This window comes from Streptomyces sp. NPDC085944 (assembly GCF_040686295.1).
Taxonomy (GTDB): domain Bacteria; phylum Actinomycetota; class Actinomycetes; order Streptomycetales; family Streptomycetaceae; genus Streptomyces; species Streptomyces salinarius.
On the sequence record NZ_JBFBJX010000022.1, the window covers coordinates 44,190 to 56,285 of the forward strand.

Sequence of the window (12,096 nt, forward strand, 5' to 3'; positions counted from 1 at the left end):
GGAGGCATGCATGCCCGACCACACCCAGCAGGCGATTCCCACCGTCCCGAGCCCCTCCGCCGGAGACGTACCGCCCGAGCACCACATGCACCTGCTCACGCGGTACTACTGGCAGGTGGAAGCCGGTCGCAAGATGATCGAAGTGAGGGTGGCCACACCGAACAGGCGCGACATCAGCATCGGGGACACGGTCGTCTTCCACGACCGGGACACCGGGCGCGAACTCGACGTCGTCGTGCAGCGGATCACCCCGTACCCCTCCTTCGAGGACCTGCTGCGCTCGGAGGACACCGCGCTCATCGACCCGGACGGGCAACCTGGCGAGCTGCTCGCAAGCCTCCGCGACATCTACCCGCCGGCCAAGGAGGCTCTCGGCGTACTCGCGTTCGCCTTCGACCACCGTCCCGCTCGCCCCGGCCGCCCCATGCCGATGACGGCCGAGGCGTACGCCCAGACCGTGCCCCACCACACGGTGTACGGCTGCCTGTACATCCGCGACGAGGCCGACCGGCCGGTCCAGCTCCGCTCGGTGTACGGCTCGAGACTGTGGCATTTCCCGGGCGGCAACCTCGACGCCCCGGGCGAGGACCCCCTGCAGACCGCCCGGCGCGAGGCGGTCGAGGAGACGTGCCTCGAACTCGGTCTGGGTACGCCGAAGCTCCTCCTGACGCACTTCCTGCACGCCGGGCCCAGCCTGCCACTGAACAAGGTGGGGCTGATCTTCGACGGAGGGCGCCTGACCGCCGACCAGCTCGATCGGATCCGTCTCGACCCCGCCGAGCACGACATGTGGGCCGTCCACGATCTCGCCACCTGGCAGGAACTGATGGCACCGCGGGCCTTCACTCGCCTCGACGCCATCGAACGAGCCCGGCTGGGCGAAGGCCCCGCCTACCTGATCACGCACACCTGACCCCAACACCCCACCCAGGAGGCAACTGTGCTCGCCGAGAAGACCAACGACCGAGCGTGGCAGATCTACGGGCAGAGGCAGCTCGACCGCGCGTACTCCCCGCCCATCCCAGGCCGGCTCGGCTGGACGCCCTGGGAAGGGATCGGTCCGGGGGCAGAGGTCCTCGGCGACATCTCCGGCCGCCGCGTCCTGGACATCGGCTCCGGGGCCGGCCACCACGCCGTCCACCTCGCCCAGGCGCACGGAGCGCTCGTCACCGGCATCGAGCTGTCCCCGACCCAGCACGAACGCGCCGTCTCCGCCCACTCGGACGTGCCCGACATCGAGTTCGTCCAGGCGGACGTGGCCGAGTACCTGGCCGAAGCCGAGCCGTTCGACGCCGCGTACGCGATCGGGACGCTCGCCTTTGGCGACCCGCACCGCTCGCTGCCGGCACTGCGCGACGGCCTTCGTCCCGGTGCCCCGCTGATCCTCTCGCTCCTGCACACCGACCTGCATGGCGTCGGCCCGTCCACCGAGGTGGCGCCACGCGAGCAGACGATCCTACTGCGCGACGACCCGCCACTGCCGACCCAGATGTGGGTCTTGGCGCCGCAGCTATGGGAGGACCTGCTCACCGAGTACGGCTTCCGCGTCGAAGCCATCGACCTCTTCCCGCACCCGGACGAAGACGCCTCGGTGGTCCAGCAGCTCATCCGCGCCCGACGCCTTCCCGATGGGCCGGCGCGCGTCTCCAGCCGGCCCCGCAGCACCCGAGCTCCGGCCGCACACGCGGCCGTCGGCGTCGGCGCAATTCTGCTCAGCGAGCAGAGCATCCTGCTCGGCCGGCACCAGCGCGGCACCCTGGAACTGCCCGGCGGCAGCGTGGAGGCCGCCGGAGAATCCTTCGAGGACGCGGTCGTCCGCGAACTCAGCGAAGAAACTGGCCTGATCGCTCGAACCGGCGACGTGGAACTGCTGGGCACGCTCGTCGACCACGTCGATGGTGTTCTGCGTGTCACCGTCGGCGCGCTCGTCCATGCCTGGCGAGGGCAGCCGGCCACGCAGCCGGACGAAAGCGTCGGCGACTGGGCGTGGTACCCGCTCGATCAGCTCCCCGACGGACTGTTCGTATGCAGCGCCCAGATCCTCACAGCCTGGCGTCCCGACCTGCCCATCGACCACACCCCCGCTCATTTCACTTCATTCGCCCACTGCACACCGGCTCCGAGGGCTGTGGACAGGCTTGCCTGAAGAAACGCCGGGTCCCACGAACAGCTCCGGCCCATCGCCTCGCTGTCTGCGTGCCTCATGCCCCCGATTTTGAAGGAGTCCCTGTGCCCCCCTCACCACCTCACGCCGCGCCGACCCTCTACGAGTCGTGGGAGGCGCTTGCTGACGGCCTGCAGGTGCAGCGACTCGCCCTGCACCTGCCGCAACTGCGCGACCAGACCAGCGCAAGAAGAGCCGAGACGAGCGCGGTGTCCGGGACGATCTCCAGTGCGCTAGTCGCGCGCCCGGCCGCGCTGTCCGACCCACCCGCCCTGGCGTTGGTTGAAGCAGCGAACCTGAGCGCCTGGGTGAACCTGCCTTCTGAACACGGAACACCCGGTACCGTGGCAAGCCCCCTGGCCAGAGCCGCCGAACAGGTCGATGTCCTGCTCCTGGACGGGGTGACGGACGAGCCGCTACGCGAGGCCGTACGGGCGGTCAGCGCCGCCTCGTCCTGGTGGGTAGGCGCCTTTGCCGCGATCCGGCATCTGGGCGTGCACCACGCCCGCCTCACCCCGATCGAGGCCAGCGACACGGTCAGCCTGGACACGTTGCGCGCGGCCGTCCGCGTCGTCGCTCTCGGCACCGCCCAGCGGATCCTCATTCACCACCTGCGCCACGATGCCACCGACGACGCGGTCCGGCTCGCCTACTGCCGAGCCGTCACCGAGGGCATCGTCACCGAACCGAGCTTGCCGGCGCTCCTGGAACAGCTGGGTGAGCTGCGGCTCGTGGACCTGGTGTCCACATCGATCCCGTGGCGCGGCCGGTTCATGAAGTACGCCGGAGGCACTGGCGCCGGGCAGGTGGAGTAGCCCATGAACCGCAACCCCTTCATCGTCATCGAGGGCCTGGACGGCACCGGAAAGACCACCCTGCGCAAGGGGCTCTTTCGGCTCTTCGAGGGCGTGTTTCGCATCACTCCGCTCGCCGTTTTGACCACGAACTTCCTCGACGCCGCGGTCGCCGGGGACCTGGTGGCCGGCAAGTACCAGCCCACCGAGAACAATCAGCACCGATACCTGGCCGCGCTCTCCGCGGACAAACAGGCCACAGCCCGCCTCATCACGGCATCACTTCCTGCGCGACCAGTGGTCGTGGACCGGTGGCTGCTGTCCGAACTCGCCTTCTTTTCCGTCAAGCACGGCCGGCCACCGAGGAACACCTACACCGTCCTGACCCAGGACCTCGGCATCGCCCCTGACCTCACCCTCGTCCTGGACATCACCCCCGAAAACGCAATGGAGCGGGCCGCCGCCCGCTCGGGCGATGCCACCCGACCCGACTGGGATGTCCTGGACGTACAGGCCCGGGTGCGCGAGGTGTACCAGACGGTCACCGACGAGCCCGACGCCTTCCCTGCCCTGGGGCGGGTGGTGCTCATCGACGCCGCCCAGGACCGCGCTGCGGTTTTGCACACCGTTTGGCAGGCCCTCGACCGGTATGACCTGCTTCCGAAACTCCCAGGAGGAACTGCGTGAACATCCACACAGAGGCGGACATAGCCTCACTCGGCGGACGCCTGGAACAGGCCGCCCGCACTCGGTGTCCGCTGCGGGCCGTGGGCGCAACAAGCGCGGTCGCCGCCAAGGTCGCGGTGGAGACCGGGTTCGATGCCTTGTGGGTATCGGGCCTGGAGGTCTCCACAGCGCTGGGCCTGCCGGACGAGAACGTACTGGGCCCGCGCGACCTGGCCGACACCGTGCGCGCACTTGCCCGCACCGCGCCGCTGCCGGTCATCGTCGACGTCGACAACGCCGGCGGCCAGATCGCGACCGCCCGACGCTTCGCGGACGACCTCGCCCATGCCGGAGCCGCAGCCCTGTGTCTGGAGGACAGCGCCTACCCGAAGGCCAACTCCTTCGCCTTGCACCGCACCCAACAGCTCACCCCCGTGGCCTTGATGCGTGAGCAGCTAACAGCGATGCGGACCATCACGGGCGATGAGATGCTGCTCATCGCCCGGACCGAAGCACTGATCTGTGGCATGGGTCTGAACGAGGCCATGGAGCGAGCTGCTTCGTATGTGGCAGCCGGCGCGGACGCGGTGTTGATCCACTCCAAGGACACCAGCGGTGATCAGGCTCTGGCCATCGGCGCAGCCTGGACGAGTGCCGCGCCGCTGGTGACGGTCCCCACCGCGTTCCCGCACCTGGAGCCCGACCAGCTCGGCGAAGCCGGCTTCGCCCTGGCCATCTACGCCAACCAGCTCTCGCGGGCCGCGCTCGCCGCGATGCGCCAGGCTGCCGCCTCCTTCGCCGCCACCGGCTCCTTCACCTCCGGCGGCACCCCGCTCAGCGAGGTCGCCGACCTCCTCCAAGTCGCTGACCCGACGGCACGCGCCTGCCTGTGAACTGCGACTGCGTCACCAGTTGGCACTGCTCCACCCCCGTACCACCAGCATCAGCCCGGCCGCCGACCGTGGCGGGCTCGTCGAGGGAAGGATCAACCGCACCATGACACCTCTGCCCCGGATCAGCGTTTCGGTCAAGGCCGCCATCGTCCACCAAGGCCGCATCCTGCTCATGTCGTATGACGACCACTCGGGCTTCCATTACAACCTGCCTGGCGGCAAGGCCAAGGTCGGCGAACCGCTGCGCGACGCGGTCGTCCGCAAGGTCGAGGAGGAGACCGGGCTGCGAGTGCGCACCTCACGCCTGCTGTTCGTCGTGGAGTACGTCCCCGAGCAGTACGCGGACGAGTTCGGCACCGTCCATAAGACCCAGCACAACTTCCTCGCCGAACTCCTCGACGAGGACACCGAGCCGCGCAAGTCCGACCCGCCGGACCCGATCCAAGTCGGCTTCGAGTGGGTACCACTGTCCGATTTCGGAGAAAAGTACCTGCTGCCGCGGGTCAACCAGCAGCTGCTCCAGGCGCTCGCTGGGGAACCGGCTGACCGCGATGTCCTCGTGGACCGGTGGTGATCATGCAGTACCCGTCTTCGAAGCCGCTGAGCTTGTCCGAACTGCGCGACTGGCTCCTGCAACACCACGGCGACACCGTCGATGCCGACCGCCTGCCCGCCATCCGGAGGGAACTCGAAGAACTTGGCCCCCGCGCAGTGCCCGGCGCCGTGGTGGAACTCGGCTGCTACCAGGGCGCCATGGCCTTGTGGATGCGTGCCGTCCTGGACGCCACCGGCCAGCACGAGCGTCACGTCCACGTCTACGACTCGTTCCAGGGCTTACCTGAACGCGGTGAGCGGGACCCGGAGCTGTTCGAGGTCGGCTACCTGCGCGCCGAGCCTGAGCAAGTGCGTGCCCTGCACGTTCGGTGGGACTGCACCCCGCCAGCCATCCACCGCGGCTGGTTTGCTGACACCCTCCCCGCACAACTCCCCGAGACGATCGCCTTCGCCTACCTGGACGGCGATTACTACGACTCCATCCACACCAGCCTGAGCGCCTGTGTCCCGCGTATGGCCCCCGGTGGCACTCTGATCGTCGACGACTATGCCGACCTGGAGGCGAACCCGAAGGCGTGGAACGGGCTGCCCGGCGTGAAGGCGGCCTGCGAGGACTACTTCGACGCCCCCTCCCCGCTGGAGGTCATGTTCGGAACGGGAGACCTGGCCTTCGGCCGCTACGTCGCACCGGTCGGGGGCGAGCGGTGAACGGTATGCGCCAGGAGCCGCTCCTGCTGAGCGTACGGGGCGCGGCCGACACCAGGCTTTTGCAGCGCCATCTTCCTGGCTGCGCGATCCGGGAGATCACCGCACCCGCTTCCGCCGAGCCAGAACTCGCCGCCCAAGCGGTGGTACTGGTGCTGCGGTCAGGGCACCAGCTCGACGCCGAGCGCCTGCGGCAGTGGCCTAACCTGCGGCATGTGATCCGGGCCGGATCCGGTCTGGACGGCATCGACGTCGCCCACTTGGCCGCGCGCGGCGTCATCGTGCACCGAAACCCGGAACCCGCCGCCGACGCGGTCGCCGAATGGACGCTGGCCGCGCTGCTCGCGCTCGCCCGCCGGATCCCGTACGGGCACGCCGCCCTGCTGGGGGGACAGCACGTAAAGCAGCAGTGCCTCGCTCCACCCCTCTCTGAGATGCGAGTGGCGGTCTGGGGCGCCGGCCCTGTCGGCCGGTCCTGCGCCAAGGTGCTCGCCCCGCATGTCGCCGGGCTCGCCTTCGCAGCCCGGCCGACCCTGCCGGACACCTTGCCCGCACGCCCCGGCAGCGAACTGTCCGGATGGGCCGACGCCCACGTCGTCGCGCTCCCGCTCACCGACGAGAACCGCGGCCGGTTCGGGAACGACTTCCTCGCCGCAGCGAGGACGAAGTCCCCGCTGCTGATCTGCGTCGGCCGCCTCGGCACCCTCGATGCCGGTGCCTGTCTTCGCGCCCTCACCGACGGTCGTCTCGCCGGTTTGGCCCTTGACCCCGTGGAAAAGTCCGATCTACCGCTGTGGCCGGGTGCGGACTCGCTCGGGCCTCTGAATCTCCTGGTCACCCCGCACATCGGCGCCCAACGCAACGACGTCCGGGCCGTCCTTGACCAGTGGGTCGCCACGACTGCTGCGGCTGTCCTGGCTCGCGAAGGGAGAACGGCCACATGACTCACACGCCGTGGCTTCAAGCGCGCCTGATGGTGGCCGAGCAGGCCGCTGCCACGCTGGCCGACGAGTTCTCCGACGCCACCGTCTGGCTGGTGGGCGCGCTCGCGGAGGGGCTGGCTCACCAGCAGAGCGACGTGGACCTGCTCCTAGTCACGCACGAACCGGTCGCCGAGCCGCGCTCTCGCTTCCTGCACAGCATCCGCGTCGATGTACGGGCGGTGAGCTGGGACAGGGTGCATGCCTGGCGCTCCCTGCTCGACTCATTCACCGTGACCCGCGAAGGAATCGAAACGTTCCGCGCCGTCCGAACCCGGCTGAGCGACCTCACCCTCCTACGCACGGCCCGCCCGCTCGCCCCGGCACCGGACCTGCTGCCCATCCTGACGCCCAAGCAGCTCCTCACCTACCAACGGTGGGCGCTCGCGGACCGGTGCGAAGCAGCGGCGAGCCTGGCCGAAGATCTTCTCGGCCTCGTTCAGGCAGGCATGCACCCTCACGCCGACCTGGTGTGGAACCAGCTCGCCCGTGTCGTCGCCCAGGCCGAAACCGTTGCCGCCGGCGCACCTCTGCTGGGTGAGAAGTGGCTGCCCAGCTTGCTGGGCAGCCACCGCGGCGCCCGGTTCAAGGCCGTCCCCGAACTGCCGGAACCTCGGTGGTCCAATGCAGCCGACCACAGCAGCTTCTTCGCCATCGTCCAAGCGCGGCTCGCCGATGTCCTTTTCGCGCTCTGGCCCAGTGACGCCGATCCCGAACCGGTCCACGAGGCCGGACTCGACGGCTTCGGCTGGCTACCCCAGCGCTACCACGACGGCTGGTTCCTGCGCCGTGGCGACGTCCGCAGCCCGCTCTCCGACGGGCAGATGCGCACTTGGCAACAGGACGCGGCGGGCCGCTCCCGCACCTGACTCATCCGTTGACCCGCAACCGGGGAGGTCCAATGCCCACCACCCCCACCACAATCATCGGCGAAGAGATGTGGCGGCCCCTGGAAGACACCGATCAAGAAGCCGCTGTCTCCGTCGTCCTCAAACTGCGCGGCGAGACCTGCGATGCCGACTGCCTCTACTGCTTCGAGAAACGCAAAGTCGCCCCCGGCGGCGCCCAGATCACCCCAGGGCACATACGCCGACTCGGCCAGATCTTCGGCGGTCGGCCGCTGGCGATCGAGCTGCACGGCGGTGACCCGCTCACGGTCGGCAAGCAGGCCATGCCGGCGATCCTGGACGAACTAGCCGCCCAGCCCACCGTGCGCCGCGTCCACCTGCAGACCAACGCCGTCCGCCTGGACAGCGAATGGCTTGACCTGTTCGACGCCCACTACCCCGGCCTGCACATCGGCATCTCCTTGGATGGCGACGAACAGGGCAACTCCTGGCGTGTCGGTTACGACGGGAACCCGATCTATCCGCACATCGTGAACGCGCTGAACCTGCTCGCCGAACGCGACCGCACATGCGGCATCGTCACCGTGGTCACCCCCACCGTCCTCGGACGCGCCGCCGAGATCATCGACCACATCGCCTCCTTCGAAGCGGTGCGCGCCGTGCACCTCATTCCCGCCTTCGACGCCACCGTCACCACAACGCTCCCGGCCACCGGCCGTCGCACCAGTCCGAGCCGCCGCCTGCAAGCTGACGCGGTTGGCGACGACGGCGCGTCCTGGGCGATCACACCCGTGCAGTACGCGGAGTTCACCCTCCACGCCACCGCCCAATGGATCAGCGCCGGACACTTCCGCCGCATCAAGCTCGACCCGGCCGTAGCCACGATCCGCCGGCTCAAGGGCCTGGACACCTCCCACTGCCACTACAGCGCCCATAAGTGCTCCCACGTCTTCACCGCCTACCCCGACGGCCGCTTCGGCTCCTGCGACGAACTCCCCTGGCCACAAGCGAAATTGCTGCCGCTCACATCTGCCCACAGCGAGGCGGACGTCACCGACGCCCAACACACCAACCCGCTGCTCGCCGCCGGGCGGCAGCTGATGACCAAGTGCGCCTCCTGCCCGTACCGGACGGTGTGCGGCGGCGGCTGCACCGCGACCCGCTGGCGCATGCTGAAGGCGACCGGCAGCGACGACGCGTACTGCGACCACCGCGCCCGCCTCATCGACGGCATGGCCCACCTGCTCGCCGCCCCCGACCAGCCGGCCGGTGCGCACTGCCTACGCGCCCACTGGCGAGCAGCCGCCCCGAACGTCATGGCCGACGCCGACGCCTTCCTCGCCCGCTGGGACGATCCGACAGCTCTCCGTAACCCGGCCCGGGTCCGGATCAGCGACCACGGCAACATCAACTCCGTCGGGCTGCCCGGCCGGCACGAAGCCGACGACCTCGACCCGCACCACCCCCAATGGCGCGAGGGTATCGAGGACCGGGTGTGGCCCCTTCTCGACACAATCACGCGAAGTTGGCGGGCTGTCACCTACGACTCCTGCCAGGGCCACGCCCACCAGGGCACCGGCCTGGCCCCGTCCGTCTTCCGCGTCGGCATCCTGCCACGCACCCGCGCCGAGTACGCAGCGCTCGCCGCCCGGCTGTGCCACGTGCTCGCCTCCGCCGACGGCTATCTGCCCGCAGCCATCACCGCGGAGGCTGTCCGCACCGAGCTGACGTCCGACCGAACCGGCCGTCGCCACCCTGTCCTCAACCTGACGCTCACCCCGTCCCCTACCAGCACGTGGGCCCGCTACTTCGCCGGCCTCGACCAGGCCGTGCGCACCCTCACCCACATCGCCCGCCACACCCCCGCGGACATCGAATGCGCCTGCGCATCCCGCCCGCCCCGCCCCTCCCGGGAGGCACAGTGATCCACATCGCGGAGACGCTCACCGTCTCCAGTATCGAGAACTTCCTCACCTCCGACGAGGTCACCACCCTCATCACCGCCGTGGACGAGGTCCTCGGCAACGACGGCGTCCGCCGCTTCGACACCGAGCGCACCACCACCCTGCACTCCATCCCCGGCCACACCAGCGAACAGGCCATGGCCGTCTACGAGCCGGCAGGCCGCCTCGAGATCCACCCGCCGCCCGCACTCGCCGCCACGGTCCTCGACCAGGCTGTCGAGCGGGCGATGCCCGCCCTGCGGCGCGCCCTGCCTTCCCTGACGTCTTGCCGCGAATGGATGTACGTCGAGTACGCGCCCGGCCAGCACATCACCGCGCACGTCGACGGCATCGCCCCGCACCCCACCGATCCCGTACGCCAGCTCGCCGGAATCAGCGTCGTCCTCGAACATGCCCGGGAAGGAGGGGAGTTCTTCGTCGAGAGCACCTCCCACCCCGCCCTGTGGAGCGAGCAGAAGGGCGGCGACGGATACGACCCAGCCATGGCGTTCACCCACGACGGCGCCGACCACTCCGCCGACTGGTTCCGCGCCATGCCGCGCACCCGCTGGAACGTCCGCCCCACGCCCGGCACCGCGGTCCTGTACGGATCCCAGGTCACCCATGGCACCGAACCGGTCCGCAAGGGGCGCGAACGCAAGTTCATCAGCTGGCTGATCAACGAAGCCTGACCGACCATGCCCCCGCCCAATCGCAGCCCGCCCCCCGGGCACTCAACCCGACCAGCCCCTGCAACCCACGGAGGAAAAGATGACGACCGATGCGTGTGGCGAGTTCCTCGCCGCCGTGGACCAGCTGCGCGACGAGGGCGGCACCGTGCGCCTGACCGCCCACACGTCCAGCGTCTCCGCCGACGCCTGGAACGCCCCCGCCACCGGCGCCGATTCGGCTCCGGTCACTTCGGAGACAGACAGCGCCATCTGATCGGGCCGGCCCGTTCCGGACAACCCCACATCACAGCCCCGGTGCCGGCGCCCCACGGCCCGGCACCGGGGCCCGCTGCTAAGGAGCCTCCCGACATGAACGACATCGCTGCCATCCTGGATCTGGACGCTATCGCCGTCCACCGCCGCGAACGCACCGCGGCCACGCTGACCCTGCTCGACCGCGGTTCCGTCATTCCGGCGGACGACGAGGCGCTGCCCTTGGCCTACGCCCTGGCACACCACCGGCTCGAAGGCGCAGAGAACGCCGCACGCCGCCGCGACACGACCACCCTTGACTGGTACCGCAACGCCGCCGGTCCCGCCCTGGCTCGCCTGGCCTACTCCACTCGCCTTGGCCCGCGCATCGTGGTCGCCCCTGACGAGGACGACATGATCCGCGGCCCGCACTCCGACACTCCGTACTACGTCCTCGGCCCCGGCACGACCGGCGGCGTCCCGTCCCTGGTCGACGACGCCTCCGGCCACATCGCCGTCACCGGCCTCGACGAGCTCGTCGGCGCGCACGCTGCCGTGATCTGCCTGACCGGCCGACGCCGGCCCGACCAGACCCTGCGCAGCTTCGCGATCACTCGGCTCCCGGCGACCGTCTTCACCGACCACACTGGTGACGCCGCCGTGCTGGGCCGCGACCTCGTCCACGAAGCCGCCCACAACTGGCTCAACGACGCCCTCGCCGCGCTTCACATCACCATCCCCGACGACGAGACGTACTTCTCTCCGTGGCGTGGCACCCAGCGGCCGGCGTACGGGTTTCTCCACGCATGCTTCGCCTTCCCCCTCACGATGATCTACGCCGCTCGGGCGCGGCTCCACACCACCGGCGCCGGAAATGCAGTCCTCGCCGACCATGAACGCCAGCAGCGACCCCGGCTGGTCGCCGCCCAGGACGACTTCATCCGCGCTGTGAAGTTGATTTCCGACCCCGGGCTGCGTGAACGCCTCGACAGCGTTTTCCAGCACGCCCGCACGCTCTGAACCGCGCATAGACCGCAGCGACTTCGAGGCTCCGGCTGCAGGGACCGTGATCATGCGACGGGAACACCCCGAGCGTGACGGTAAGCACGGAGCGTCAGCCGACCGGGGTGATCGTGCCGCTCCGAACTGTGAAACTGATCAACTCTCCGTATAGCGAGCGAAGAAGTCGGTCTCGGCCTCCGAGATGCGGCGCGGGGCCCCCGTCTCCAGGTTGAAGGCCGCCATCTTCGTAGTCGCCTCGGCGTACGTGTGCTCGCCGTCCCTGATCGTGTACCTCAGCTCGAGCCGCGCCCCGCGGCAAACGACGACCCAGACATCCACGTCAACAGGCTGGTCGCGGTAGTCCAACGGCATCTTGTAGTCGACCACAGCCTGCTGAACGACGAAGGCGTGCCTTCGGCGCTCGGCCTCATCGGCAGGCAGCAATTCCTGAACCATCCTCGTCCGTGCTTCTTCGAGGTAGGTCAGGTAGCGAGAATTGTTGACGTGCCCGTAGCTGTCCGCGTCGGCCCAGCGCAGCGGGAGGGGGTAGGTGAACTTCGGCATGAGGTCTTCCTATGCAGGGGAGGGTACGCAGTGAAAACCTGCGTCGAGGGAGTGCCGCC

The 12,096-nt window shown here is 69.4% G+C and carries 14 protein-coding genes; 13 read left to right on the plus strand and 1 reads right to left on the minus strand.

Annotated features, from left to right (window positions below):
- Positions 1 to 10 precede the first annotated feature (10 nt).
- From AB0P07_RS32095 to AB0P07_RS32155, 13 genes are all read left to right on the plus strand, one after another.
- The gene (locus AB0P07_RS32095) at positions 11 to 913 is read left to right on the plus strand and encodes an NUDIX domain-containing protein (protein WP_365556728.1); all 903 of its coding nucleotides are present in this window, start codon (positions 11 to 13) and stop codon (positions 911 to 913) included.
- 27 nt (positions 914 to 940) lie between these two features.
- Positions 941 to 2,146 (plus strand): bifunctional class I SAM-dependent methyltransferase/NUDIX hydrolase, encoded by a 1,206-nt coding sequence (locus tag AB0P07_RS32100; RefSeq protein WP_365556730.1) that lies wholly within the window; start codon positions 941 to 943, stop codon positions 2,144 to 2,146.
- A gap of 83 nt (positions 2,147 to 2,229) precedes the next feature.
- Positions 2,230 to 2,979 (plus strand): hypothetical protein, encoded by a 750-nt coding sequence (locus AB0P07_RS32105; RefSeq protein ID WP_365556732.1) that lies wholly within the window; start codon positions 2,230 to 2,232, stop codon positions 2,977 to 2,979.
- A 3-nt stretch (positions 2,980 to 2,982) separates the two neighbouring features.
- A complete protein-coding gene (locus tag AB0P07_RS32110; RefSeq protein WP_365556734.1) occupies positions 2,983 to 3,645 on the plus strand; it encodes a dTMP kinase in 663 nt (220 codons plus the stop codon).
- Complete coding sequence (locus tag AB0P07_RS32115) at positions 3,642 to 4,517, plus strand: isocitrate lyase/phosphoenolpyruvate mutase family protein (RefSeq protein WP_365556736.1); 876 nt, start codon at positions 3,642 to 3,644, stop codon at positions 4,515 to 4,517. The genes AB0P07_RS32110 and AB0P07_RS32115 overlap by 4 nt, the downstream gene beginning before the upstream one ends.
- A 103-nt stretch (positions 4,518 to 4,620) precedes the next feature.
- Positions 4,621 to 5,091: an NUDIX domain-containing protein gene (locus AB0P07_RS32120; protein WP_365556738.1), complete on the plus strand. Its 471-nt coding sequence runs from the start codon at positions 4,621 to 4,623 to the stop codon at positions 5,089 to 5,091.
- Positions 5,092 to 5,093: 2 nt separating this feature from the next.
- On the plus strand, positions 5,094 to 5,780 hold the full coding sequence (locus tag AB0P07_RS32125; protein WP_365556740.1) for a TylF/MycF/NovP-related O-methyltransferase: 687 nt from the start codon (positions 5,094 to 5,096) through the stop codon (positions 5,778 to 5,780).
- A 5-nt stretch (positions 5,781 to 5,785) separates the two neighbouring features.
- Positions 5,786 to 6,721 (plus strand): NAD(P)-dependent oxidoreductase, encoded by a 936-nt coding sequence (locus AB0P07_RS32130; protein WP_365556742.1) that lies wholly within the window; start codon positions 5,786 to 5,788, stop codon positions 6,719 to 6,721.
- On the plus strand, positions 6,718 to 7,626 hold the full coding sequence (locus tag AB0P07_RS32135) for a nucleotidyltransferase domain-containing protein (RefSeq protein ID WP_365556744.1): 909 nt from the start codon (positions 6,718 to 6,720) through the stop codon (positions 7,624 to 7,626). Before AB0P07_RS32130 ends, AB0P07_RS32135 begins: the two co-directional genes overlap by 4 nt.
- A 32-nt stretch (positions 7,627 to 7,658) precedes the next feature.
- Complete coding sequence (locus AB0P07_RS32140) at positions 7,659 to 9,530, plus strand: radical SAM protein (RefSeq protein WP_365556746.1); 1,872 nt, start codon at positions 7,659 to 7,661, stop codon at positions 9,528 to 9,530.
- Positions 9,527 to 10,240 carry a 2OG-Fe(II) oxygenase gene (locus tag AB0P07_RS32145; RefSeq protein WP_365556748.1) on the plus strand — a complete coding sequence of 238 codons (714 nt, stop codon included), beginning with the start codon at positions 9,527 to 9,529 and terminating at the stop codon, positions 10,238 to 10,240. The genes AB0P07_RS32140 and AB0P07_RS32145 overlap by 4 nt, the downstream gene beginning before the upstream one ends.
- Before the next feature lie 79 nt (positions 10,241 to 10,319).
- Positions 10,320 to 10,493 (plus strand): hypothetical protein, encoded by a 174-nt coding sequence (locus tag AB0P07_RS32150; RefSeq protein ID WP_365556750.1) that lies wholly within the window; start codon positions 10,320 to 10,322, stop codon positions 10,491 to 10,493.
- A 95-nt stretch (positions 10,494 to 10,588) separates the two neighbouring features.
- Positions 10,589 to 11,491: an HEXXH motif-containing putative peptide modification protein gene (locus AB0P07_RS32155; protein ID WP_365556752.1), complete on the plus strand. Its 903-nt coding sequence runs from the start codon at positions 10,589 to 10,591 to the stop codon at positions 11,489 to 11,491.
- 138 nt (positions 11,492 to 11,629) lie between these two features.
- On the opposite strand, the gene AB0P07_RS32160 is transcribed toward AB0P07_RS32155, so the two are convergent.
- A complete protein-coding gene (locus tag AB0P07_RS32160; RefSeq protein WP_365556754.1) occupies positions 11,630 to 12,037 on the minus strand; it encodes a thioesterase family protein in 408 nt (135 codons plus the stop codon).
- Positions 12,038 to 12,096 lie beyond the last annotated feature (59 nt).

Coding starts and splice junctions, on each gene's coding strand:
- AB0P07_RS32150 (WP_365556750.1), top strand. CDS start 10,320: ATGACGACCGATGCGTGTGGCGAGTTCCTCGCCGCCGTGGACCAGCTG.
- AB0P07_RS32120 (WP_365556738.1), top strand. CDS start 4,621: ATGACACCTCTGCCCCGGATCAGCGTTTCGGTCAAGGCCGCCATCGTC.
- AB0P07_RS32160 (WP_365556754.1), bottom strand. CDS start 12,037: ATGCCGAAGTTCACCTACCCCCTCCCGCTGCGCTGGGCCGACGCGGAC.
- AB0P07_RS32130 (WP_365556742.1), top strand. CDS start 5,786: ATGCGCCAGGAGCCGCTCCTGCTGAGCGTACGGGGCGCGGCCGACACC.
- AB0P07_RS32135 (WP_365556744.1), top strand. CDS start 6,718: ATGACTCACACGCCGTGGCTTCAAGCGCGCCTGATGGTGGCCGAGCAG.
- AB0P07_RS32140 (WP_365556746.1), top strand. CDS start 7,659: ATGCCCACCACCCCCACCACAATCATCGGCGAAGAGATGTGGCGGCCC.
- AB0P07_RS32155 (WP_365556752.1), top strand. CDS start 10,589: ATGAACGACATCGCTGCCATCCTGGATCTGGACGCTATCGCCGTCCAC.
- AB0P07_RS32125 (WP_365556740.1), top strand. CDS start 5,094: ATGCAGTACCCGTCTTCGAAGCCGCTGAGCTTGTCCGAACTGCGCGAC.
- AB0P07_RS32110 (WP_365556734.1), top strand. CDS start 2,983: ATGAACCGCAACCCCTTCATCGTCATCGAGGGCCTGGACGGCACCGGA.
- AB0P07_RS32095 (WP_365556728.1), top strand. CDS start 11: ATGCCCGACCACACCCAGCAGGCGATTCCCACCGTCCCGAGCCCCTCC.